The sequence below is a fragment of the Stenotrophomonas tumulicola genome, from assembly GCF_014117215.1.
Lineage (GTDB): Bacteria > Pseudomonadota > Gammaproteobacteria > Xanthomonadales > Xanthomonadaceae > Stenotrophomonas > Stenotrophomonas tumulicola.
In genome coordinates, this window is record NZ_JACGXS010000005.1 from 150,603 (window position 1) to 174,219 (window position 23,617).

Below are 23,617 nucleotides of genomic sequence, written 5' to 3' on the forward strand. Positions count from 1 at the left end.
CCCTGCTGGCCCGGGCGTTACGGAGCCCGCAGCAACACCAGCAGCGCGCCGATGTTGGCCACCACGCATAACCAGAAGGCCTGCTGGAAGCTGGCCTTCCGGTTCTTGTGCCGCAGCAGGGCCTGGGCAAGCAGCGCGCCCGGCCAGCCGCCGGCAAAGGACAGCAACTGCAGCGTACGTTCCGGTGTGCGCCGGCCTGCGTGCTGGGCGGCGCGTTTGTCACGCCAGTACAGGGCGAAGCTGCATGCGCTGGCCACGAGTATCCAGCAGGCCAGCCAGGCAGGAATCCAGCCCACCACAGCGCAGGCAAGCAGCATGCCCGAAGCGGCCAGCGCCAGCATGGCGCGGGGTGGCAGCCGCGGCTCGCGGGGCCGCGGTGCATGCCGCCTGCGAGGCGCAGGTCGTCTGCTCACAGCGCGTCGAGGAAGCCGCGTATGGCTGGACCGAAGCGCTCGAAATCGACCAGGAAGGCGTCGTGGCCCTGTGGTGAATCCAGGCCGATGAATCCGGCCTGCGCACCGCCGGCGCGCAGGCCATCGGCTATCTGCTGCTGTTGCTGCACCGGGAACAGGATGTCGGTGTTGGCGCCGACGGCCAATGCCTTCTCCACCTGGATCCTGCGCAGTCCGGCCATGACATCACCGCCGCCATATTCGGCCAAGTCGAACCAGTCCATCGATCGGCTGAGGTACAGATAGCAGTTGGGGTCGAAGTACCGCACGAAGCGCCGTGCATGCCCCTCCAGGTAACTTTCCACCTGGAACTCCAGTCCGAACGGATCATCGTCGGCCTGGTCCGAATCCAGCCGCACGCGTCCGAAACGGCCGTCCCATTCCAGTGCCGAACGGTAGGTGATCACGCCCAGCTTGCGTGCCATGCGCATGCCCGATTCCGGATACTGCGCATCATCGTAGCGACCACCGTTCCACTGCGGGTCGAGCCGGATGGCTTCGCGCTGCAGCGAGCGGATGGCAATGGAGAAGGGCAGGGCCTGCGCACTGCCGGAGATGTTGATGTGGCTGCGCGCGATGCCGGGATGCAGCAGCAACAGGGCCAGCGCGGTCATGCCCCCCATCGAATTGCCGATCACGCAGGCGAGTTGGGTGATGCCAAGCGCACGCACGACCTCGACAGACGCGCGCGCGCCGTCTTCCACTGAAAGCTCGGGGAAGGTAAGGCGATAGGGCTCGCCGGTCGCCGCGTTGATGCTTGCCGGACCGGTAGAGCCCTTGCAGCTGCCCAGCGAATTGACGCAGATGACGTACCAGCGATCGCTGTCGATCGGCTTGCCGGGGCCCAGCATGGCTTCCCACCAGCCGGCAGCGGGATTGGTGGCGTTGCTGGCGGCGTGCGCATCCGGCGACAGCCCGGTGACGATCAGGATGGCGTTGCTGGCGGTGGCATCCAGCGTTCCCCAGGTTTCATAGGCAACGTGGGCACCCAGCAACGTGCCGCCGCGCTTGAACGCGAAAGGCGAAGAGAGGGCGTGGAAGCGGCTGCCAGGTGGAATGAATTCGGTCATGCCGACATTCTAGCGTCGGCAGATGCCGTCGACAGGCCATGCACACGTCGACGTAGCGCCGGGCCATGCCCGGCGGACATGCTCGCCGAGCATGGCTCGGCGCTACCGCTACCGCCACCGCGACGGCAAGCGGCCGTCACCATCGTCAGCGCAGGGTCGCCAGCGCCTGGCCCAGCTGTACCGGGTGCTCTGCATCCAGGTGCGGTGCAAACTCGGCAACACCCGGCGGCAACAGCACGATCACCGTCGAACCATAGTTGAAGCGCGCCATTTCAGCGAAGCGCTCCAGCACGATGCCCTTGCCACGGTAATCCTTGCGGGTGATGCGGTCGCCGTAATGGGGAATCTCTTCGCCGCTCCACACCGTTTCCACGCCGGACACCAGCAGCGCACCGACCATCACGCTGACCATCGGGCCGAAGCTGGTGTCGAAGTGGCAGACCAGCCGTTCGTTGCGGGCGAACAGGCCGGGCACCTTGTTCACCGCTGCGGGGCCGACACTGAACAAGCGGCCCGGCACGTGCACCGTCTCGCGCAGCGTGCCGGTCCACGGCATGTGCACGCGGTGATAATCCTTCGGTGACAGGTAGACGGTGGCGAACAGCCCCTCGTTGAACGGCTTGGCATCCTCGACTCCGCCCAGCAGTTCGGCAGCGGTGAACGATTGGCCCTTGGCCTGGAAGATGCGACCGCTTTCGATCCGGCCGAGCTGGCTGATGCGACCATCGGCGGGCATCACCAGGCTGCGGGGATCGGCGTCGGCCACCCGTGCACCGGGCTTCAGCGCACGGGTGAAAAACTGGTTGAAGGTCGGGTAGCTGCGCCGATCCGGGTTCGCTGCCTCATCCAGGTCCACGCCGAATTTCGTCGTGACGGTATCGATCAGCCACTGCGACACGCGCGGATTGTCCGAGTACGCCAGCGCACGCGCCATCGAAGAAAGCAGGCGATGCGGCAGGGCGTAGCTGAGGGTGGTCATCAGGCTCATGGGGTGGACTTCTCGGTCAGCAGCTGCAGGTCGCGGGCGATCGCCGGCGCGTTGAAAGGGGGGCGGACCAGGCCGGCCAGGCGGCCTTCGGCGTCGAGCACGGCCAGGTTGGCCGAATGCTCCACCGAATAATCTTCAGGGTTTTCGTCGAAATGCGCGCCCGGCACCTTCTGGAACACGAAGCCCAGCGAGGTGGCGAACTTCTCCAGCGACGGCACATCGCCGGTGGCGGCCAGGGTGTCCTTGTGGAACGCATGGACGTATTCGCCGAGCCGCGTCGCACTGTCGCGCTCGGGGTCGACCGAAACGAACAGCACGCGCGGGCGCAGGCTGTCGGGCAGCGTCTCCCACTGCTTCTGCGCGCCGGCCAGCTCGGCCAGGGTGGTCGGGCAGACGTCCGGGCAGAAGGTGAAGCCCAGGAACACCAGGGTCCAATGCCCATTGAGCTCGCCGGGGATCAGCCGGGTACCGTCGGCCTGGGCCAGGTTGAACTCCGGCAGCGGCCGTGGCTGCGGATAGAACGTGATGGTTTCGGTGGCGGGCATGCCGGCCGGGGGCTTGGGCGTGAATACCTTCTGCGCGGCCAGCAGGCCCAGGCCGGCTGCCAGGGCGATGAGCAGGATGATGCCGACATTGCGATTGAACATGAGAGCCTGCGGTGCCGATGGGTCGGACACCATCATAACGGCTGCGCGGTGGTCGTTTCCCCTGCAACGGATGCCGAGGCAGCCTGCAGCGCCTATAATCGGGGACCAATCTACCCGTCGTACCGCCATGACCGCCGAAACGGCCGCCGAACTCCACACGATCATCGACCTGATCCGCTACGGCACCAGCCGTTTCAATGCTGCAGGGCTGACCTTCGGGCACAGCTACGACAATGCGCTGGACGAGGCGACCCAACTGGTGCTGCACAGCCTGCACCTGCCGCACGACCTCGGCCCGGCCTATGGCCAGGCGCGCCTGCTGCAGGCGGAAAAGCTGCAGGTGCTGGACCTGTTCCAGCGTCGCATCGACGAGCGCATCCCGGCCGCCTACCTGACCGGCGAGGCCTGGTTCGCCGGGCTGAGCTTCAAGAGCGACAACCGGGCGCTGGTGCCCCGCTCGCCGATCGCCGAACTGATCGAAACCGGATTCGAGCCCTGGCTGGCTGGCCGCCATGTGCAGCGCGCGCTGGACCTGTGCACCGGTTCCGGCTGCATCGCCATCGCGATGGGCCACTACTACCCGAACTGGGAAGTGGATGGCGTGGACCTGAGCGACGAGGCGCTGTCGCTGGCCGGGGAGAACAAGGAGCGGTTGCAGGCACACAACGTGGCCCTGCTGAAGTCGGACCTGTTCAATGGCCTGACCGGGCGGCACTACGACCTGATCGTCACCAATCCGCCCTATGTCACCAATGACGAGACCGACGCGCTGCCGCAGGAATATTCGTACGAGCCCGAGATGGGCCTGCGTGCTGGCGACGACGGCCTGGACCTGGTGTTGAAGATCCTGCGCGACGCGCCGCTGCACCTCAGCGAAGACGGCCTGCTGATCTGCGAAGTCGGCGAATCCGAACAGCACCTGGTCAAGCTGCTGCCGGAAGTGGACTTCGCCTGGATCGAGTTCAAGGTCGGCCAGATGGGCATCTTCGCGGTGGAGTGCCGTGAACTGATCGCGCACAGCGCGCGCATCACCGAACTGGCGGCCCAGCGGCCGTGAGTTCCAATGCATTCGGCAAGCTGTTCACCGTCACCACCTTCGGCGAGTCGCACGGGCCGGCGATCGGCTGCGTGATCGATGGCTGCCCGCCGGGGCTGGCCCTGGACGCAGCCGAATTCGCGCACGACCTGCAGCGCCGCGCCACCGGCAAGAGCCGCCACACCTCCGCACGGCGGGAAGCCGACGAGGTCGAGATCCTGTCCGGCGTGTACGAAGGACTCAGCACCGGCACGCCGATCGCCCTGCTGATCCGCAACACCGACCAGCGCAGCAAGGACTACGCCAGCATCGGCCAGCAGTTCCGGCCCGGCCATGCCGACTACAGCTACTGGCACAAGTACGGTATCCGTGATCCGCGTGGTGGTGGTCGTTCGTCCGCACGCGAAACCACCATGCGCGTGGCTGCTGGCGTGGTCGCCAAGAAGTGGTTGCGCGAACGCTTTGGCGTGACGGTGCGTGGCTGCCTGTCGCAGCTGGGCGGGATCACCCCGAACGGTTTCGACTGGTCGGTGGTGGAAGACAATCCCTTCTTCTGGCCCGATGCGGCCCAGGTGCCGGAGCTGGAAAGCTACATGGACGCGTTGCGCAAGTCCGGCGATTCGGTCGGCGCGCGCGTGCACGTGGTGGCCGACAACGTGCCGCCGGGCTGGGGCGAACCGATCTACGGCAAGCTGGACGGCGAGCTGGCGTCGGCGCTGATGAGCATCAATGCGGTCAAGGGCGTGGAAATCGGCGATGGCTTTGCCAGCGCCGCGCAGAAGGGCACCGAACACCGTGACCTGCTCACCCCGGGAGGCTTCGCCAGCAACCACGCCGGCGGCATCCTCGGCGGTATTTCCACCGGCCAGCCGGTCACGGCTTCCATCGTGCTCAAGCCGACCTCCAGCCTGCGCCTGCCGGGAGCCTCGCTGGATACCGAAGGCCAGGTCATCGAGGTGGTCACCACCGGTCGCCATGATCCCTGTGTCGGCATCCGGGCCACCCCCATCGCCGAGGCGATGATGGCGCTGGTGCTGATGGACCAGGCGCTGCGCCATCGTGCGCAGTGCGGCGACGTCGGCCACGTCACCCCACGCATCCCGGGGAAGATCGATGGTTGAGTCGCGTCCGGTCGTCTGGGTAAGCCAACCGCTCATCGATGCGGTGATCGAGCCATTGCGCGCGCAGGTCGACCTGGTCACCACCGATGAGGTGACCGCGTGGACGCCGGAGCAGCTGGCCGAGCGCCTGGCCGACGTGGATGGCGCGATCATCACCCTCAACGAGCGCATCGGTGCGGCCCAGGTGGCAGGTGCCGGACGCCTGCAGGCCATCGCCAACGTTGGCGTCGGCTACAACAACCTGGATGTCGAGGCGCTCAGCGCCGCCGGCATCCTGGCCAGCAACACGCCGGACGTACTGACCGAAACAACCGCGGACCTGGGTTTTGCGCTGTTGATGGCCACCGCCCGGCGCATCACCGAATCCGAGCGCTGGCTGCGCGACGGGCAGTGGGGGCAGTGGTCGTTCCAGACCATGCTCGGCGCAGACATCCATGGCAGTACCCTGGGCATCCTCGGCATGGGCCGGATCGGCCAGGGCATCGCCCGCCGCGGTGCCCACGGTTTCGGCATGCGCGTGCTGTACCACAACCGGTCGCGGCTACCTGCGGCGACCGAGTCCGAGGTCGGTGCAAGCTACGTGGATTTCGATGCGCTGCTGGCGCAGAGCGACCACCTGGTACTGGTGCTCCCCTATACCCCGGACTCGCACCACATCATCGATGCCGCCGCGCTGGCGAAGATGCGGCCGTCCGCCACGCTGGTGAACATCGCCCGTGGCGGTATCGTCGACGAGCTGGCGCTGGCTGATGCATTGTCCAGCGGCGGTCTCGCTGCGGCGGGCCTGGATGTATTCGAAGGCGAGCCGCGCGTGCGCCAGGAACTGCTGGCGCTGGGCAACGTGGTGCTGACCCCGCACATCGGCAGCGCGTCGCTGGCCACCCGCAAGGCGATGGTGCAGCTGGCGGCGGACAATCTGCTGGCCGCGCTGGGCGTGGTCGGCGAAGCCTCGCGCATGCCCAGTGCCGTCAACGCCGATGCCGCGCTCGCTGCGCGTGCAACCGCGGGCGATAAAGATAAAAAACGATAGGGAACCTCCGCGCCTGCACGAGGAGGTTCCCCGAACCCGGCCGCATTGCGTGAATCCCCCATCTTTTTCGAGAGTTTCCCCATGAGTAACGAACAACGTTCCTTCCATGTCGCCGTCGTCGGCGCCACCGGCGCGGTCGGCGAGACCATGCTGGCCATCCTGGCCGAACGCGATTTCCCGGTCGGCACGCTGACCCTGCTGGCGTCGGAGCGTTCCGCGGGTGGCGAGATCGAATTCAACGGCCAGAAGGTCATCGTGCAGGACCTGGCCAGCTTCGACCCGGCCGGGGTGGACATCGCCCTGTTTTCGGCCGGTGGCGGCGTGTCCAGGGAATACGCCCCGAAGTTCGCCGCTGCCGGCGCGGTGGTGATCGACAACTCTTCGGCATTCCGTTACGACGACGACGTGCCGCTGGTGGTGTCGGAGGTCAACCCGGAACAGGTTGCCAAGCGCCCGCGAGGCATCATCGCCAACCCGAACTGCTCGACCATGCAGATGCTGGTGGCGCTGGCCCCGCTGCATCGCCGGTATGGCATCGAGCGCATCAACGTTGCGACCTATCAATCGGTATCCGGCGGCGGTCGTTCGGCACTGGAGGAACTGGGCAGGCAGACCGGCCAGCTGCTCGGTTTCCAGGAGATCGAGCCGCAGCGCTTCCCGGTGCAGATCGCCTTCAACCTGATCCCGCATATCGATGACTTCCTCGACAACGGTTTCACCAAGGAAGAAATGAAGCTGGTCTGGGAAACGCAGAAGATCCTTGGCGACGACAGCATCCTGGTGAATCCCACCGCCGTGCGCGTGCCGGTGTTCTATGGGCATTCCGAAGCGGTCACCATCGAAACCCGCGAAAAGGTCACGGTGGAGGCGGCGCGTGAGCTGCTGGCGCAGTCGCCGGGCGTGGAAGTGGTGGACAGGCGCGAAGCGGGCGGGTACCCGACGCCGGTGACCCATGCCTCGGGCACCGATGCGGTGTACGTCGGCCGCATCCGCGAGGACCTGTCGCATCCACGTGGACTGAACCTGTGGATCGTATCGGACAACATCCGCAAGGGCGCAGCGCTGAACGCGGTGCAGCTGGCCGAACTGGTCGCTGCTGAAACGCGCTGACCTGTCTGGACGCAGCGGGTGTCATTCACTGGCGGAGCGGACCCATGGCCATGGGCCGCTGCCGTTCGCACGGTTGCCAGGGAAAAGCAGCGGGTCATGGACCCGCTCTACCTGCAAGTGGCGGCCAACCGTTATATTGGCTGCCATGAATAAAGGGCTCCGTGGCGTGATGCGTCCGCTCAGGTATCTGTCCACCGCACTGCTGGCCCTGGCCAGCAGTTCGGCCATGGCACTGGGCCTGGGCGACATCCGCGTGTTTTCCAAGCCTGGGCAGCCGTTGCTGGCCGAGATCCCGGTCATTTCCGCTGATCCTTCGGAACTGCAGAACCTGCGTGTCGGTTTGGCTTCTCCGGTTACCTTCGAACGCGTGGGCCTGCAGCGTCCGGTCGGCCTGGTCAGCGAACTGCAGTTCGAACTGACCCGCAATGCGCAGGGCAGGGCCGTGGTGCGGGTGACCTCGCAGACGCCGGTGGATACACCGTCACTGGCCTTCCTGATCGAAGCCGATTGGGGCAAGGGGCGGCTGGTGCGCGAGTATTCGGCGCTGGTCGATGCGCCGAACCGGGCGCTGGCGGTGAACGAGCCGGAGATAGTTGCACCGGCCGGGGCAATGTCCAACGCCATCGTGCGCGAAGCGCAGGCAACGGATGCAGCGCCTGTGCAGGACACCGCCACGGCACCGCCGGCCGGGCGCACCGACGCCGCAGCCGCGCAACCTGCCGCAGCGGCGTCGCCCGTGGTACCTGCCGGCGATGGCGCTGCCGTCGTGCGCAGGGGCCAGACCTTGTCGGAGATTGCACAGACCCTGGCGCGCAGCCAGCAGGTCGGCCGCGACCGCGCGATGATCGCGCTGCTGCGTGCCAACCCGGAAGCGTTCATCCGCGGCAACATCAACCTGCTCAAGGAGGGCGCCGTGCTGCGCATGCCGGATGCGTCCGAACTGGCTGCAGTGGAGGCCAGTGAAGCGGCGGCCATGGTGCGCGAACACACGGCGCAATGGCGTCAATCACGCACCATCCCGCAGCCGGCGAACGCGCAGGCACCAGCGGCACCGATGGCGGCGACCGCCACGGCGAAGGCACAGGCGGCCGATGGCGCACGCCTGGAGATCGCTCCGGCGGTGGCGGCAATGGCCACAACGGCCGGCACAACCACCGGTACCGGTGAGGGAAGCGAGGGTGACATGCTGGGCAATGAACAACTGCGTCAGGCAAGGGAAGACGTCGCCACGCGCGATGCTGAAATCGACGAATTGAAGCAACGGGTGGCGGAACTGGAAACGCTGCAGACCCGCCAGCAGGCCCTGGTGGAGCTGAAAGATACGGAACTGGCTGCGGTGCAGTCGCGGCTGGGCCAGGTGCCTGCGGAACGCGATGCATCCGGGCCCTGGTACTGGCTTGGCCTGCCACTGATCCTGCTGGCCGCGCTGGGCTGGTGGCTGTCGCGCCGTCGCCGGCCGTCGCCGCTGCCCCCGCTGCGACGCGACGACCATGATGACAGCGCACTGTCGACCAGCCTGCCTGCGGGCGCGGGGCTGGACGTACTGGCCGAACGAGCCCCCTGGAATGATGATGTCGTCCCCGATGCCCTGCCGGAAGAGGCTCCGCAGGAGATTGGAAGTCCAGGCACAGGCGCGGACGTGTCGTCGCCGCAGGCGTTGCCACCCACTTCGCGCGCGGGCGAGTCCATGCAGGCCTCGGCTCCGGCGGAGCCGGTGATCGAAACGCCGTGGGTTGCCGCCGACGAGGGCCTGCACGGACTGGATCCGGTGCCGTCCTATGCGCGTGAGGCCGAACAGCAGGATGCCTATCGCGGCGTGTTCGAGCTGCCTGCCGAAGAGGATGGAGGCATCCCGGACCGGGCGACCTCGACGTCGGCCGACGACGTATCCGAACGCACGTCCAACCCGGCCGGGCATGACCGCCTGGAGCTGGCGATCGCCTATCTCGACCTGGGCGATGCGCAGACTGCACGTGCCCTGCTGCAGGAAGTGGTTAGTGCCGACGATCCGCACCTGCAGGCACAGGCGCGTGAACTACTGGCCAGGCTGGGCTGACCTGCTCGATTCGAGCCGACTGACACGGAGCGCACATGCACCACGACAACCGCATCGATTACGTTGAGTTCGCTTCGCAGGATCCAGCCGCCAGCCGTGCCTTTTTCGAGACGGTGTTTGCTTGGACGTTCCAGGACTATGGCCCGGACTACACCGCGTTCGACGACGGGCGCCTGCAGGGTGGCTTCTTCCGTGGCAAACCACGCGGTGCCGACGATGGCGCGCCCCTGCTGGTGCTGTATGCCGACAGGCTGCAGCCGGTGCTGGAGGCCGTACTCGCCGCCGGCGGGGCGATCCTCAAGCCGGTATTTCCGTTCCCCGGCGGCAGTCGCTTCCAGTTTCGTGAGCCCGGCGGCAACGAGCTGGCTGTCTGGTCCGAGCGCGACCTGGCCGGCTGAAGCCGGGGCGGCATGGCGACCGCCCCCCTGGGCGGTGCGCTGCGCCTCCTTCATTGCAGATATCGAGGTAGTACATGCGTTATGCGCTGGGCGTCGAGTACGACGGTAGCGATTTCAGGGGCTGGCAGCACCTGGGAGAGGGTGGGCCGAGCGTGCAGGCCGCCCTGGAAAAAGCGCTTTCATCGGTGGCCGATTCGCCGGTGAAGGTGGTCTGTGCCGGACGTACCGATGCCGGTGTGCATGGCGAATGCCAGGTCGTGCATTTCGACAGCGAGGCCGAGCGCGATCCGCGCGGCTGGACGCTGGGCGTCACTGCACGCCTGCCACGATCGGTGGCCGTGCGCTGGTGCACGCCGGTGGCAGATGATTTCCATGCGCGGTTTTCGGCGCGGGCCCGGCGCTATCGCTATCGGTTGCTCAACCGCCAGGTGCGTCCGGCGCTGTACCGGCAGACATTGAGCTGGGAGCGTCGCGAGCTGGATGCGGTACGCATGCACTCAGCCGGGCAGGCCCTGTTGGGAGAGAACGACTTCAGTGCCTTTCGCAGCATCCAGTGCCAGGCGTTGCACGCGCGGCGCGAGCTGCAGTCGCTGCAGGTCAGCCGCAGTGGCGAGGTGGTCGAGGTGTCGGTGCAGGCCAATGCATTCCTTCATCACATGGTTCGCAATATCGTGGGCTCGCTGATCCTGGTTGGCAGTGGAGAGCGCCCGGTCGACTGGATGGGCGAGCTGCTGGCAGGCCGCGATCGCACCGTCGCCGGCCCTACCGCACCGCCGCAGGGCCTGGTGTTCCTGGGACCGCTGTATCCCGACAACTGGCAACTGCCTGCTGAGGTCACCCTATGAGCCGCTCGTACTACCGCACCCGGATCAAGTTCTGTGGCATGACCCGTGCCGGCGATGTGCGCCTGGCCGGCGAACTGGGCGTGGACGCGGTGGGTTTCATCTTCGCCCGCGAAAGCAAGCGTCGCGTGGCACCGGCTGAAGCGCGCGCGATGCGCCAGGCCATTGCGCCGATGGTGGATGTGGTCGCCCTGTTCCGTGACAACACCCGTGAGGAAGTACGTGAGGTGCTGCGCACGGTGCGACCGACGCTGCTGCAGTTCCATGGTGATGAAGACGAAGGGTTCTGCCGCAGCTTCAACATGCCCTACCTGAAGGCCATTGCCATGGGCGGGCGCGAAGAGGCCACGGCGCGCACGCTGCAACTGCGCTATCCCAGTGCCGCAGGTTTCCTGTTCGACAGCCACGCCCCCGGCGGTGGCGGCGGCACCGGCGTGGCATTCGACTGGACGCGCATACCTACGGGGCTGCATCGCCCTTTCCTGCTGGCCGGCGGGCTGACGCCGGAAAACGTGTATGACGCCGCGTTGGCGACGTTGCCGTGGGGCGTGGATGTGTCCAGTGGCATAGAGAGCGAGCCGGGCATCAAGGACGGATACCTGATGCGCACGTTCGTCGAGGAAGTGCGTCGCGCCGACTGCGCCGTGCTGGACTGACGTCCAGGCGGCGCTGGTGGGGTGCCCGGTTGGATCCGGGCGGCCGCTGCGCTCGCCGGGCATGGCCCGGCGCTACCCCAATGGTCGGGTATGGCCCGGCGGTACCCGAATGGCCGGGCGCATGGCCCGGCGGTACCTCAATGGCTGGGCATGGCCCGGCGTTGCCCCAATGGCCCGGCGTTACCTCAACTGTGCCGTCAACCAGTCGGCCAAAGCGTCCACGCGCGGATCGGTACGCCCTGCGGGCCGCGCCAGCACCCATTGGCCGCCGGTGGCGGCGAAGCCCCACGGCGCCAGCAGGCGCCCGTCGGCCAGGTCTTCGGCGACCAGTGGCTCTGGCGCGATCGCCACGCCCAGCCCGGCCACCGCTGCCTCGAGCAGGTAGTACAGGTGCTCGAAGCCCTGTCCGGGGTGCAGTGAATCCGGTTCCAGGTGATGCGCGGCGGCCCATGCTGGCCAGGCCTGTGGCCGTGAGGTGGTGTGCAGCAAGGGCTGTTGCTGCAGGGCGCGTGGCGGCTGGTCCTGCAGCAGCGCGGCGCCGGGATGGCGTGGTGCCACCACGGCGCCGACCCGCTCCGGGGCCAGTTCGATCACCTGCCAGCCAGCCGGCCACGGCGGCTCGGCCAGCAGCAACACCGCGTCCAGTTGTGCCTGTTCGGCGCTGAAGCTGCCGTCCAATGCGGACCAGTGCACGGTCAGTGCCGGCAGCGCCTGTTGCAGCAAGGGCAGCCGGGGGATCATCCAGCGCGCCAGCACGCTGCTGCTGCAGCCAAGCACCAGCGCGTCGTGGCGCAGCGGCCGTTGCAGCTCCGCCACCGCTTCGCGGAGTCGCCTGAATGCTTCGCTGCAGGCGGCATGCAGGGTCTGGCCGGCCGTGCTCAGTCGCAACCCGCGCCCCTCGCGTTCGAACAGCACCACCTCCAGGCTGGCTTCCAGCTGCTTGACCTGGCGGCTGACGGCGCCATGGGTGACATGCAGTTCCCGTGCAGCGCGTCCGACGCCACCGAGCCGGGCGGTGGCTTCGAAGGCCCGGAGCGCATTCAAGGGCGGAAGAAAAGGCGTTTTCATGTGAGAAATACTGACATGTCATGCCGGAAATATCGATATTCGCCACCGGAAGCGTGCGCTAGAGTATCCATCCACCTGCTTGATCCGGTTGCTGCCATGTCGTTGCCCCCCATCGCCGATTTCCACGCCTATCCCGATGCCCGCGGTCATTTCGGCCGCTATGGCGGCAGCTTCGTTGCTGAAACCCTGGTCGGGCCGCTGCAGGAACTGGCCGCCGCCTACGACCAGGCCCGCCAGGATCCCGCCTTCATCGCCGAGTACGACCACGATCTTGCGCATTATGTCGGCCGGCCGAGCCCGATCTACCACGCCCGGCGGCTCAGCGACCATGTCGGCGGCGCGCAGATCCTGCTCAAGCGCGAGGACCTGAACCACACCGGCGCGCACAAGATCAACAACACCATCGGCCAGGCCCTTCTGGCCGCGCGGATGGGCAAGAAGCGCATTATCGCCGAGACCGGCGCCGGGCAGCATGGCGTGGCCAGTGCCACGGTGGCCGCGCGGCTGGGCCTGGAATGCGTGGTGTACATGGGCGCCACCGATATCGAACGGCAGAAGATCAATGTCTACCGGATGAAGCTGCTGGGTGCGACCGTGGTGCCGGTGACCTCTGGATCGGCCACGCTGAAGGATGCGCTCAACGAGGCGATGCGTGACTGGGTGACCAACGTGCAGGACACGTTCTACATCATCGGCACGGTCGCCGGTCCGGATCCGTATCCGCGCATGGTGCGTGACTTCAATGCCATCGTCGGCCGCGAAGCACGCGAACAGATGCTGCAGGAATACGGGCGCCTGCCTGACGCGCTGACCGCATGCGTCGGTGGCGGCAGCAACGCCATCGGCCTGTTCCATGCATTCCTCAACGACCGCCAGGTGCAGATTTTCGGCGCCGAAGCGGCGGGCGACGGCATCGACAGCGGACGTCATGCCGCCTCCATCGCGGCTGGCCGTCCCGGCGTGCTGCATGGCAATCGCACCTATGTGCTGTGCGACGACGATGGCCAGATCATCGAAACCCATTCGGTGTCGGCCGGGCTGGATTATCCGGGGGTCGGTCCGGAACATGCGTTTCTCGCCGACAGCGGTCGTGCGACCTACCTGGGCATCACCGACGATGAAGCACTGCAGGCATTCCACCTGCTGGCCCGCACCGAGGGCATCCTGGCCGCGCTGGAATCCAGCCATGCGCTCGCGCAGGCCATCAAGCTGGCCCGCGAGCGGCCGCGCGACCAACTGGTGCTGTGCAACCTGTCCGGCCGCGGTGACAAGGACGTGCATACGATTGCCGCACGCGAAGGCCTGATCCTGTGAGCCATGCCCAGCGTGTCCGGCTTGTCCCTGTAAAAATGATCGAAGGAAGTGCCTGAGATGCCTGTGTCCCGACTTGATGCCTGTTTCCATGCCCTGCGCGAACAGGGGCGCAAGGCGCTCATTCCGTTCATCACCGCTGGTGACCCGTCGCTGGAAGCTACCGTGCCAGTGATGCAGGCACTGGTGGAGGCGGGTGCCGACGTGATCGAGCTGGGCGTGCCGTTCTCTGATCCGATGGCCGATGGGCCCACCATCCAGCGCAGTTCCGAGCGCGCGCTGGCGCGTGGCGCAGGCCTGCGTTACGTACTGCAGGCGGTAGCGACGTTCCGCGAGCGTGATGCCACCACGCCGGTGGTGCTGATGGGATACCTGAACCCGGTGGAGATCCACGGTTACGAACGTTTCGCCAGCGAGGCGGTGGCCGCCGGCGTGGACGGCATCCTGCTGGTGGACCTGCCGCCGGAAGAAGCCGATGAGGCCAAGCTGGCATTCGACGCCGCCGGGTTGGCGCTGGTGCTGCTGGCGTCGCCGACCACCAGTGACACGCGTGCCGATGCGTTGCTCGGGCTGGCCCGCGGTTACCTGTACTACGTCAGCTTTGCTGGCGTGACCGGTGCCTCCGAACGCCTGGACAGTGATGCGGCAAGCGCGCGGCTGCAGGCGTTGCGTGCACGCGCCAAGGTTCCGGTGGTGGCGGGGTTCGGGATCAAGGATGCCGCCAGCGCGGCGGCGATGGCGCGCCAGGCCGACGGCGTGGTGGTTGGCAGCGCGCTGGTATCGGTGCTGGCCGAGGCGGAGTCGGTGGAAGCGGCCACACGGGCTGCAACGGCATTCCTGGCGCCGCTGCGGCAGGCCCTGGACCGCTGAGCCGGCTGGACGACATCGCGTTGCCGGGCCCCGTTGCCCTGGGTCCGGTGACCGATGGTAGCGGCCGGCCATGCCCGTCACACGGAAGGCAGCGGCTCATGGACCCGCTCTACCCGATGTCCCGAACGTACGTACCAGCATGGTTTTTCACCGTGCCTGTACGCTGCAGCGGGGGGTGCACGGGCGGGGAAAGCCTGAGCTAGACTGTCCGCCTTTGCGGCCGTCGGGCCGCCCTGAACGGAAGTAGCAACCCGCATGAGTTGGCTCAGCAAGTTGATGCCGTCTGGCATCCGCACCGACAATGTCCCCAGCAAGAAGCGCAGCGTCCCCGAGGGCCTGTGGGAGAAGTGCAGCAGCTGTGGCAGCGCGCTTTACCGCCCGGAGCTGGAAGCGAACCTGGAAGTCTGCCCCAAGTGCGGCCACCACATGGCGATCCGCGCACGTGCGCGCCTGGCGGCCCTGTTCGATGACGGCAGCACCACGGAGATCGCCGCGCGCCTGGGACCGAACGACCTGCTCAAGTTCAAGGACCAGAAGAAGTACGCCGAGCGGATCAAGATCGCGCAGAAGAACACTGGCGAATATGACGCGCTGATTGCCATGCGCGGCCTGCTCAAGGGCCGTCCATTGGTCGCCTCCTCGTTTGATTTCGCCTTCATGGGCGGTTCGATGGGGTCGGTGGTCGGCGAGCGTTTCGCGCTGGCGGCAGAAACCGCGCTGGAGATCGGTGCACCTTATGTGTGCTTCTCAGCCAGCGGCGGCGCGCGCATGCAGGAAGGCCTGTTCTCGTTGATGCAGATGGCCAAGACCTCGGCGGCGCTGGGCAAGCTGCGTGAAGCCGGCCTGCCGTACATCTCCGTGCTGACCCATCCGACTACCGGTGGCGTATCGGCGTCCTTTGCGATGCTGGGCGACATCAACATTGCCGAGCCGCAGGCGCTGATCGGCTTTGCCGGCCCACGCGTGATCGAGCAGACCGTGCGCGAGAAGCTGCCCGAAGGCTTCCAGCGCTCCGAATTCCTGCTCGAACACGGCGCCATCGACCAGATCTGTGACCGCCGCGAACTGCGCGACCGCCTGTCCGAACTGCTGGCCATGCTGCGTCGCGAACCTGCGTCCGCGGCGTCCTGATGGGGACGCGCAAGTACTTTGGTACCGATGGCATCCGTGGCCGCGTCGGCGAAGGCGTGATCTCGGCCGATTTCGTGCTGCGCCTGGGCAATGCCTTCGGCCGCGTGCTGGTGGCCCAGCGCCGCAGCGATGCCCGGCGTCCGGTGGTGGTGATCGGCAAGGACACCCGTATTTCCGGCTACATGTTCGAGGCGGCGCTGGAGGCCGGCCTGGTCGCGGCAGGCGTGGACGTGCAGTTGCTGGGGCCGATGCCCACGCCAGCAGTCGCTTTCCTGAGCCGCACGCTGGGCGCGGATGCCGGCATCGTCATCAGTGCCTCGCACAACCCGCACCACGACAACGGCATCAAGTTCTTCTCCGCGCAGGGTGAGAAGCTCGATGACCGCACCGAACTGGCGCTGGAAGCGGAGATCGATGCGCCGTTCGCCACCGCTGAATCGGAGAAGCTTGGCAAGGCCATGCGCGCGCGCGAGGCGATCGGCCGCTATATCGAATTCTGCAAGGCCAGCGTGCCACGCAGCTTCGACCTGCGAGGCATGCGCCTGGTGCTGGACTGCGCGCACGGTGCCACCTACCACATCGCGCCCCTGCTGTTCCGCGAGCTGGGCGCGGAGGTGATCGACATCGGCACCAGCCCGAACGGGCTCAACATCAACGATGGCGTCGGTTCGACCCACATCGACAACCTGGCGGCCAAGGTGCGTGAAACCGGCGCTGACCTGGGCATCGCCTTCGATGGCGACGGCGACCGCGTGCTGATGGCCGATGACCAGGGGAACCCGGTCGACGGCGACGACCTGCTCTACATCCTGGCCAGGTCCTGGCAGGCGGAAGGGCGGCTGCACGGTCCGGTGGTGGGTACCCTGATGACCAATTTCGGCCTGGAACAGGCCCTGGCTGGCCTGCAGATTCCGTTCGTGCGCAGCAACGTCGGTGACCGCTATGTACACCAGGCGTTGATCGAAGGCGGTGGCGTGCTCGGTGGGGAAACCTCCGGCCACCTGCTGTGCCTGGACCGTGCGACCACCGGTGATGCCATCGTCAGCGCCCTGCAGGTACTGGTGGCGCTGCGCAATGCCGGCCACAGCCTGCGCCAGGCACTGCAGCCGCTGGCCAAGGTGCCGCAGAAGACGGTCAACGTGCGCCTGGGCACGGCGTCGGCGAAAGCCACCGTGCAGGCGGGCAGCGTGCAGGATGCGTTGCGCCAGGCGCAGCAGGCCGTGGCCGGGCGCGGACGCGCGTTCCTGCGTCCATCGGGTACCGAGCCTGTGGTGCGGGTGACGGTAGAGGCCGACGAGGCCGGACTGATGCAGGACACGCTGGACCGGCTGTCGACTGCAGTAAAAGCCGCCGCCGCCGCGTAGGCGGTAGCGGAGCGGGGTGGTGCCGGGCGATGCCCGGCGGGCTGCTGGCGCACCCTGCCTGATCTGTCACAATGTCCAGCCGGACCGCCGAGCGCTCCGGACCGTTCATTTGACCAGCCAGGACATGTTGTGAGCCAGATTCCCACCCTCGACATCACCCGCTTTGACAGCGACCGCGACGCCTTCGTGGCGGAGCTGGGCGCCGCGTACCGCCAGTGGGGGTTCGCCGGCATCCGCAACCATGGCATTCCGCAGGCGGACATCGACGCGGCCTACGATGTGTTCAAGGCCTTCTTTGCCCTTCCTGACGAGGTCAAGCGCACGTACCACGTCGCTGGCGGCGGCGGTGCGCGTGGCTATACCCCGTTCGGCGTCGAAACCGCGAAAGGCTCGAAGCATTTCGACCTGAAGGAGTTCTGGCATATCGGCCGGGAGATTCCGGATGATTCGAAGTACCGCGAGGTGATGCCGCCGAACCTGTGGCCGAGCGAAGTGCCGGGATTCCGCGAACGTGGTTATGCGTTGTACCGGGCATTGGACGACCTGGGTTCGCGGGTGCTGTCGGCGTTGGCGCTGCACATCGGGCTGGCGCAGGATTTCTTCGCCGACAAGACCAACAACGGCAACTCGATCCTGCGTCCCATCCATTACCCGCCGATCACAACCGAGGCCGTGCCGAACGTGCGTGCCGGCGCCCACGGTGACATCAACTTCATCACGCTGCTGGTCGGTGCAAGCGCGGCCGGCCTGGAAGTGCAGTCGCATGAGGGTGACTGGGTTCCGTTCACATCCGATGCGGACACCATCGTGGTGAATATCGGTGACATGCTGCAGCGCCTGACCAACCACGTATATCCGTCGACCATCCACCGCGTGGTCAATCCTCCGGGTGACCTGGCGCGCCAGCCGCGCTATTCGGTGCCGTTCTTCCTGCACCCGAACCCGGATTTCCTGATCGACGTGCTGCCTTCGTGCATTTCCGAAGAGAATCCGAGCCGCTATCCGGAAGCGATCACCGCGCACGGTTTCCTTGAAGAGCGCCTGCGCGAGATCAAGCTGAAGTAAGGGGCGCCGGGCTGCTTCGACAGGCCGTGCGGCGTCGCGTAGCGCCGGGCCATGCCCGGCGGAACGGGGTGATGGGGATGGGTAGAGCGGGGCCATGCCCCGCTGCCCTTGTTTCCGGCATCGTGCCAACGGCAGCGGGGCATGGCCCCGCTCTACCAGTCTGCCCCCCCCGATGCAGCTCGAAGGCCCACCCGCCGCGAGGGGGTTCCACCCGTTCGATCATCTCGCTGCTGTAACCGGTTACGGTCCAACGAGGAATAATTTCATTCGTTATCATGGGCGGCTGATACGAAACGGAGCCATCGCCCATGCGCCGCAAGATCGTCGCCGGAAACTGGAAGCTGCACGGCAGCCGCGAATTCGCCACTTCGCTGGTCACGGACATCGCCAACGGGGCGCCGGAGCAGGGGGTTGAACTGGTGATCCTGCCGCCACTGCCCTACCTGGGCGAGCTGGTTGATGACTTTTCCGACACCGGGCTGCAGTTCGGCGCCCAGGACGTCAGCTGCAACGAGAAGGGCGCCTACACCGGCGAGGTTTCCGCCGTGATGCTGCACGAAGTCGGTGCGCGCTATGGCCTGGTCGGTCACTCCGAGCGTCGCCAGTACCATCACGAGAGCAGCGAACTGGTCGCGCGCAAGTTCGCCGCCGCCCTGCATGCGGGCCTGGTTCCGGTGCTGTGCGTGGGGGAGACCCTGGAGCAGCGTGAAGCCGGCCAGACCGAAGCGGTGATCGCCAGCCAGCTGGCCCCGGTGCTGCAGAAGGTGGGCGGGCAGGGCTTCGCCAACGCCGTGGTGGCCTATGAGCCGGTCTGGGCCATCGGCACCGGCCGCACCGCCAGCAAGGAGCAGGCCCAGCAGGTACATGCCTTCATCCGTGGCGAAGTGGCCAAGGTGGATGCTAGAATCGCTGATTCGCTGTCCATCCTTTACGGTGGCAGTGTGAAGCCCGACAATGCGGCCGAGCTGTTCGCACAGCCCGACGTCGACGGTGGGCTGGTAGGTGGTGCCTCGCTGGTCGCCGCCGATTTTCTGGCCATCGCCCGGGCGGCGGCTGCAACCTGATAGAAAGTAGTCCGAGGACGGATTCCAGATGCTGATGTTGATCCTCAATATCGTTTACGTGCTGGTCGCGGTGGCCATGGTCGCGCTGATCCTGATGCAGCGTGGCTCGGGCGCAGCGGCCGGTTCGGGCTTTGGTGCCGGCGCCTCGGGCACGGTGTTCGGTGCGCGCGGCGCGTCCAATTTCCTGTCCAAGTCGACCAAGTGGCTGGCGGTGCTGTTCTTCGGCATCAGTCTGTTCATGGCCTGGTACGCCGGCCACGGCAGCCGCCCTGCCGCGCAGCAGGACCTCGGCCTGATGGCCGCGCCGGCCGTGACCGTTCCGGCGGCACCCGCAGGCGAGCGTCCGGCCACCGTGCCGGCCGCCGATCCGGTTCCCTCGCAGCCGGTCCCGGCCGCGACTGTGCCGGCTCAGGCGGAATCTCCGGTTGCTGGTGAAGAAAAGCAGCCGGAAGGCTCCCAGAAAGACTGAAGACGGTTACAATACGCAGCGCGCCGGGTGATCCATGATCGGTCGGCGCGTTCGTAAGCCCAGGTGGCGGAATTGGTAGACGCACTACCTTGAGGTGGTAGCGACTTAGGTCGTAGGGGTTCGAGTCCCCTCTTGGGCACCATTTAGTAAGTAAAGCGGGTACGTCTGGCGCGCTCGGCGCCAGGTAGCGGGATCCGTCCACTCCCCCATGCCAAAGCGCCTGCAGGCGCGGCGGCAGAGGCAAGAGAGAATCGCTGTGCTGGCCGAATATTTGCCGTCTCTTCTGTTTCTGATCGTAGCCACCGGTATCGGCATCACGCTGATGCTCGTCGGACGATTCCTCGGCCCACGCCGACCCGATCTGGAAAAACTCTCGCCGTACGAGTGCGGCTTCGAGGCTTTCGAAGACGCACGCATGAAGTTCGACGTGCGCTACTACCTGATCGCGATCCAGTTCATCGTCTTCGATCTGGAAATCATCTTCATCGTGCCCTGGACCCAGGTCTTCATGGAGCTCGGCGCGCGTTCGCTGGTCACCATGGGCCTGTTCGTCGGCATGTTGTTCCTCGGTTTCATTTATGTCTGGAAGAAGGGAGCGCTGGAATGGGAGTGATTCAGACTCTCGACGGCCTGATGAACAACCCCAGCCCGGAAGGGCGGGTTGACGACATCCTGCGACCGGCCGGCGATAATCCGCTGCTGGAAAAAGGCTATGTCACCACCAGCGTCGACGCGCTGCTCAACTGGGCACGTACCGGTTCGATGTGGCCGATGACCTTCGGCCTGGCCTGCTGCGCCGTTGAAATGATGCATGCCGGTGCGGCGCGCCTGGACCTGGACCGCTACGGCGTGGTGTTCCGTCCGTCGCCGCGCCAGTCCGACGTGATGATCGTGGCCGGAACGCTGGTCAACAAGATGGCCCCGGCGCTGCGCAAGGTCTACGACCAGATGCCGGACCCCAAGTGGGTCATCTCGATGGGTAGCTGCGCCAATGGCGGCGGCTATTACCATTATTCCTATTCAGTGGTCCGCGGGTGCGACCGCGTGGTGCCGGTGGACATCTATGTCCCGGGTTGCCCGCCGACCGCCGAAGCGCTGGTGTACGGGATCCTGCAGTTGCAGAAGAAGATCTGGCGTACGCAGACCATCGCCCGCTGACCCTTCCACCTTACAAGAGCGCGCCAAGCCCCCATGGCAGAGCAAGCATCCTTCATCGACCGACTTTCCACGCGTTTCGCTGGCGCGAAGGTCATCGTGGTCGAACCCCGCGGCGAAGTGACGCTGGAAGTGCCTGCCGCCGATTGGCACGCCACCGCGCTCGCACTGCGTGACGAGTTTGGTTTCGAGCAGTCCGTCGACCTGTGCGGCGTCGATTACCTCGGTTATGGCTCCGACGAATGGGACACCGCTGATGTCTCCTCGCAGGGCTTCAGCCGTGGCGTGGAAGGCAAGGCCCAGGGCCGCTTCGCCTGGGGTGAGTTCCCCAGCGAGGAAAGTGCCGCGGGCGCCCAGCCCCAGCACGTGCCGGCCCAGCGTTTTGCCGTGGTCGCGCAGCTGCGCTCCTACCAGCACAACCTGATGCTGCACCTGCGCTGCTTCGCGCCCAATGAAGGGTTGCCGGTGGTCGCATCGCTTACCGACGTCTGGCCGGGCCTGAACTGGTTCGAGCGCGAAGCATTCGACCTGTACGGCGTGATCTTCGAGGGCCATCCGGACCTGCGTCGCATCCTGACCGACTATGGATTCGTCGGCCATCCGTTCCGCAAGGATTTCCCGCTGATCGGCAACGTCGAAGTGCGCTACGACGAAGAGAAGAAGCGCGTGGTGTATGAGCCGGTCACCTCGGTGGAGCCGCGTGTCGGCGTGCCGCGCGTGATCCGTGACGACGCCCGCCTGCAGACCGCAGCCGGTGAGCGTTCGCAGGAGGCAGTGAAGTGAGCCAGTTCCATCAAGCGCGCGAAGCCTTCGCGAGCAATGCTGCCGAAAGCCGGCAGGAAATCCGCAATTACACGATGAATTTCGGCCCGCAGCATCCGGCCGCGCACGGTGTGCTGCGCCTGATCCTGGAAATGGACGGCGAAACCATCATGCGTGCCGATCCGCACGTGGGCCTGCTGCACCGTGGTACCGAGAAGCTGGCCGAATCCAAGCCGTTCAACCAGTCCATCGGTTACATGGACCGCCTCGACTACGTGTCGATGATGTGCAATGAACACGCCTACGTGCGCGCGATCGAGACCCTGATGGGGATCGAGGCGCCGGAGCGTGCGCAGTACATCCGCACCATGTTCGACGAGATCACCCGCATCCTGAACCACCTGATGTGGCTGGGTTCCAACGGCCTGGACCTGGGGGCGATGGCCGTGATGCTGTACGCCTTCCGCGAACGCGAAGAGCTGATGGACTGCTATGAGGCGGTTTCCGGCGCGCGCATGCACGCGGCGTACTACCGTCCGGGTGGCGTCTACCGCGACCTGCCGGACCACATGCCGAAGTACAGGGAGTCGCGCTGGCACAAGGGCAAGGCGCTCAAGCAGCTCAATGCCGCGCGCGAAGGTTCGCTGCTGGACTTCCTGGAGAACTTCACCAATGAGTTCCCGGGACGTGTCGACGAGTATGAAACCCTGCTCACCGACAACCGTATCTGGAAGCAGCGTACCGTCGGCATCGGCGTGGTTACCCCGGAACAGGCCCATGCGTGGGGCATGACCGGCGTGATGCTGCGCGGCTCGGGCATCGCCTGGGACCTGCGCAAGAAGCGTCCGTATGCCAAGTACGATGCCGTCGATTTCGATATCCCGCTGGGCAAGGAAGGCGACTGCTACGACCGTTACCTGGTCCGTGTCGCCGAGATGCGCGAGTCCAACCGGATCATCAAGCAGTGCGTGGCATGGCTGAAGGCCAACCCGGGCCCGGTGATCGTCAACAACTTCAAGGTCGCGCCGCCCAGCCGCGAGGCCATGAAGGACGACATGGAAGCGCTGATCCACCACTTCAAGCTGTTCAGTGAAGGCTACTGCGTGCCGGCCGGCGAGACCTACGCCGCCGTAGAGGCGCCGAAGGGCGAGTTCGGCTGCTACCTGATGTCCGATGGTGCGAACAAGCCGTTCCGCGTGCACCTGCGTGCACCGGGCTTCGCGCACCTGTCCTCGATCGATTCGATCGTGCGCGGCCACATGCTGGCCGACGTGGTGGCGATGATCGGCACCTACGACCTGGTATTCGGCGAGGTCGACCGGTAATGCGGATCGACCTTCCCACCTTTCCTGCAGGCAGCCGGCGCAAGCCGGCGCCGCAGCACCTGGAATTTCAAGTCATGCATTTCGCTGAGGTCGGCCGATGAAGGCGACAGGTAATTTCGAGGCGGCGCGCGACGTCGACCCGATGGTGGTGCTGAGCGACAAGACCCGTGCTCACATCGATCACTGGCTGTCCAAGTTCCCGCCGGACCGCAAGCGTTCGGCGGTGCTGCAGGGCCTGCACGCCGCGCAGGAGCAGAACGGTGGCTGGCTGACCGACGAACTGATCGCCGGCGTGGCCAGGTACCTGGACCTGCCGCCGGTGTGGGCCTACGAGGTCGCCAGCTTCTACTCCATGTTCGAGCTGGAGAAGGTTGGCCGCCACAACGTGGCGTTCTGCACCAACATCAGCTGCTGGTTGAACGGTGCCGAGGACCTGGTCGCGCACGCCGAGAAGAAGCTCGGCTGCAGGACCGGCCAGTCCACCGCTGACGGCCGCATCTACCTCAAGCGCGAAGAAGAGTGCCTGGCCGGTTGTGCCGGTGCACCGATGATGGTCATCAACGGCCATTACCACGAGCGCCTGACTGTCGAGAAAGTCGACGAGCTGCTGGACGGGTTGGAGTAAGC

The 23,617-nt window shown here is 66.2% G+C and carries 25 protein-coding genes and 1 tRNA gene; 21 read left to right on the top strand and 5 right to left on the bottom strand.

Features of this window, described 5'->3' with window-relative positions; all coding sequences use genetic code 11:
• Positions 1-17: 17 nt before the first annotated feature.
• The 4 genes from H4O11_RS11645 to H4O11_RS11660 form a co-directional block, all read right to left on the bottom strand.
• On the bottom strand, positions 18-341 hold the full coding sequence (locus tag H4O11_RS11645; protein WP_182339597.1) for a DUF1294 domain-containing protein: 324 nt from the start codon (positions 339-341) through the stop codon (positions 18-20).
• A 68-nt stretch (positions 342-409) separates the two neighbouring features.
• Entirely contained in the window at positions 410-1,522 is a 1,113-nt protein-coding gene (metX, locus tag H4O11_RS11650) for a homoserine O-acetyltransferase MetX (RefSeq protein WP_182339598.1), read from the bottom strand.
• 145 nt (positions 1,523-1,667) lie between these two features.
• Positions 1,668-2,510 carry an archaetidylserine decarboxylase gene (gene asd / locus H4O11_RS11655; RefSeq protein ID WP_182339599.1) on the bottom strand — a complete coding sequence of 281 codons (843 nt, stop codon included), beginning with the start codon at positions 2,508-2,510 and terminating at the stop codon, positions 1,668-1,670.
• Positions 2,507-3,157 (bottom strand): SCO family protein, encoded by a 651-nt coding sequence (locus tag H4O11_RS11660; RefSeq protein ID WP_182339600.1) that lies wholly within the window; start codon positions 3,155-3,157, stop codon positions 2,507-2,509. The genes asd and H4O11_RS11660 overlap by 4 nt, the downstream gene beginning before the upstream one ends.
• Positions 3,158-3,284: 127 nt before the next feature.
• Between H4O11_RS11660 and prmB the strand changes: the two genes are divergently transcribed.
• From prmB to H4O11_RS11700, 8 genes are all read left to right on the top strand, one after another.
• The gene (gene prmB, locus H4O11_RS11665) at positions 3,285-4,214 is read left to right on the top strand and encodes a 50S ribosomal protein L3 N(5)-glutamine methyltransferase (protein ID WP_182339601.1); all 930 of its coding nucleotides are present in this window, start codon (positions 3,285-3,287) and stop codon (positions 4,212-4,214) included.
• Positions 4,211-5,314, top strand: a complete 1,104-nt coding sequence (aroC, locus tag H4O11_RS11670; protein ID WP_182339602.1) for a chorismate synthase — start codon at positions 4,211-4,213, stop codon at positions 5,312-5,314. The genes prmB and aroC overlap by 4 nt, the downstream gene beginning before the upstream one ends.
• The gene (locus H4O11_RS11675) at positions 5,307-6,344 is read left to right on the top strand and encodes a 2-hydroxyacid dehydrogenase (protein WP_182339603.1); all 1,038 of its coding nucleotides are present in this window, start codon (positions 5,307-5,309) and stop codon (positions 6,342-6,344) included. Before aroC ends, H4O11_RS11675 begins: the two co-directional genes overlap by 8 nt.
• A gap of 81 nt (positions 6,345-6,425) precedes the next feature.
• Entirely contained in the window at positions 6,426-7,454 is a 1,029-nt protein-coding gene (locus tag H4O11_RS11680) for an aspartate-semialdehyde dehydrogenase (RefSeq protein WP_182339604.1), read from the top strand.
• 145 nt (positions 7,455-7,599) lie between these two features.
• Positions 7,600-9,510 carry a motility hub landmark protein FimV gene (locus H4O11_RS11685; protein ID WP_182339605.1) on the top strand — a complete coding sequence of 637 codons (1,911 nt, stop codon included), beginning with the start codon at positions 7,600-7,602 and terminating at the stop codon, positions 9,508-9,510.
• A gap of 35 nt (positions 9,511-9,545) precedes the next feature.
• Positions 9,546-9,908 carry a VOC family protein gene (locus tag H4O11_RS11690; protein ID WP_182339606.1) on the top strand — a complete coding sequence of 121 codons (363 nt, stop codon included), beginning with the start codon at positions 9,546-9,548 and terminating at the stop codon, positions 9,906-9,908.
• A gap of 74 nt (positions 9,909-9,982) precedes the next feature.
• A complete protein-coding gene (gene truA / locus H4O11_RS11695; protein ID WP_182339607.1) occupies positions 9,983-10,753 on the top strand; it encodes a tRNA pseudouridine(38-40) synthase TruA in 771 nt (256 codons plus the stop codon).
• A complete protein-coding gene (locus H4O11_RS11700; RefSeq protein WP_182339608.1) occupies positions 10,750-11,406 on the top strand; it encodes a phosphoribosylanthranilate isomerase in 657 nt (218 codons plus the stop codon). The genes truA and H4O11_RS11700 overlap by 4 nt, the downstream gene beginning before the upstream one ends.
• A gap of 180 nt (positions 11,407-11,586) precedes the next feature.
• On the opposite strand, the gene H4O11_RS11705 is transcribed toward H4O11_RS11700, so the two are convergent.
• The gene (locus H4O11_RS11705) at positions 11,587-12,474 is read right to left on the bottom strand and encodes a LysR family transcriptional regulator (RefSeq protein WP_182339609.1); all 888 of its coding nucleotides are present in this window, start codon (positions 12,472-12,474) and stop codon (positions 11,587-11,589) included.
• A 96-nt stretch (positions 12,475-12,570) separates the two neighbouring features.
• Between H4O11_RS11705 and trpB the strand changes: the two genes are divergently transcribed.
• The 13 genes from trpB to nuoE all read left to right on the top strand — a co-directional run bounded on the left by trpB (position 12,571) and on the right by nuoE (position 23,615).
• The gene (gene trpB, locus H4O11_RS11710; RefSeq protein WP_182339610.1) at positions 12,571-13,788 is read left to right on the top strand and encodes a tryptophan synthase subunit beta; all 1,218 of its coding nucleotides are present in this window, start codon (positions 12,571-12,573) and stop codon (positions 13,786-13,788) included.
• Between the two features lie 57 nt (positions 13,789-13,845).
• On the top strand, positions 13,846-14,655 hold the full coding sequence (gene trpA / locus H4O11_RS11715) for a tryptophan synthase subunit alpha (protein WP_182339611.1): 810 nt from the start codon (positions 13,846-13,848) through the stop codon (positions 14,653-14,655).
• Positions 14,656-14,910: 255 nt separating this feature from the next.
• The gene (gene accD, locus H4O11_RS11720; protein WP_182339612.1) at positions 14,911-15,786 is read left to right on the top strand and encodes an acetyl-CoA carboxylase, carboxyltransferase subunit beta; all 876 of its coding nucleotides are present in this window, start codon (positions 14,911-14,913) and stop codon (positions 15,784-15,786) included.
• Entirely contained in the window at positions 15,786-17,150 is a 1,365-nt protein-coding gene (gene glmM / locus H4O11_RS11725) for a phosphoglucosamine mutase (protein ID WP_182339613.1), read from the top strand. The genes accD and glmM overlap by 1 nt, the downstream gene beginning before the upstream one ends.
• A gap of 129 nt (positions 17,151-17,279) precedes the next feature.
• Positions 17,280-18,215, top strand: coding sequence for an isopenicillin N synthase family oxygenase (locus H4O11_RS11730; protein ID WP_182339614.1), 936 nt, complete (start codon positions 17,280-17,282; stop codon positions 18,213-18,215).
• A 308-nt stretch (positions 18,216-18,523) separates the two neighbouring features.
• Positions 18,524-19,279 (top strand): triose-phosphate isomerase, encoded by a 756-nt coding sequence (gene tpiA, locus H4O11_RS11735; protein WP_182339615.1) that lies wholly within the window; start codon positions 18,524-18,526, stop codon positions 19,277-19,279.
• Positions 19,280-19,307: 28 nt separating this feature from the next.
• Complete coding sequence (secG, locus tag H4O11_RS11740; RefSeq protein ID WP_182339616.1) at positions 19,308-19,748, top strand: preprotein translocase subunit SecG; 441 nt, start codon at positions 19,308-19,310, stop codon at positions 19,746-19,748.
• Positions 19,749-19,805: 57 nt separating this feature from the next.
• A tRNA-Leu gene (locus H4O11_RS11745) sits at positions 19,806-19,890 on the top strand.
• Positions 19,891-20,004: 114 nt separating this feature from the next.
• On the top strand, positions 20,005-20,361 hold the full coding sequence (locus H4O11_RS11750; RefSeq protein WP_005414075.1) for an NADH-quinone oxidoreductase subunit A: 357 nt from the start codon (positions 20,005-20,007) through the stop codon (positions 20,359-20,361).
• Positions 20,352-20,906 carry a NuoB/complex I 20 kDa subunit family protein gene (locus tag H4O11_RS11755; protein ID WP_182339617.1) on the top strand — a complete coding sequence of 185 codons (555 nt, stop codon included), beginning with the start codon at positions 20,352-20,354 and terminating at the stop codon, positions 20,904-20,906. The genes H4O11_RS11750 and H4O11_RS11755 overlap by 10 nt, the downstream gene beginning before the upstream one ends.
• 33 nt (positions 20,907-20,939) lie before the next feature.
• The gene (locus tag H4O11_RS11760; RefSeq protein WP_182339618.1) at positions 20,940-21,686 is read left to right on the top strand and encodes an NADH-quinone oxidoreductase subunit C; all 747 of its coding nucleotides are present in this window, start codon (positions 20,940-20,942) and stop codon (positions 21,684-21,686) included.
• Positions 21,683-22,990 carry an NADH-quinone oxidoreductase subunit D gene (locus H4O11_RS11765; RefSeq protein ID WP_182339619.1) on the top strand — a complete coding sequence of 436 codons (1,308 nt, stop codon included), beginning with the start codon at positions 21,683-21,685 and terminating at the stop codon, positions 22,988-22,990. The genes H4O11_RS11760 and H4O11_RS11765 overlap by 4 nt, the downstream gene beginning before the upstream one ends.
• A 97-nt stretch (positions 22,991-23,087) precedes the next feature.
• Positions 23,088-23,615: an NADH-quinone oxidoreductase subunit NuoE gene (gene nuoE / locus H4O11_RS11770; protein ID WP_166924619.1), complete on the top strand. Its 528-nt coding sequence runs from the start codon at positions 23,088-23,090 to the stop codon at positions 23,613-23,615.
• The last annotated feature ends 2 nt before the right edge of the window (positions 23,616-23,617 follow it).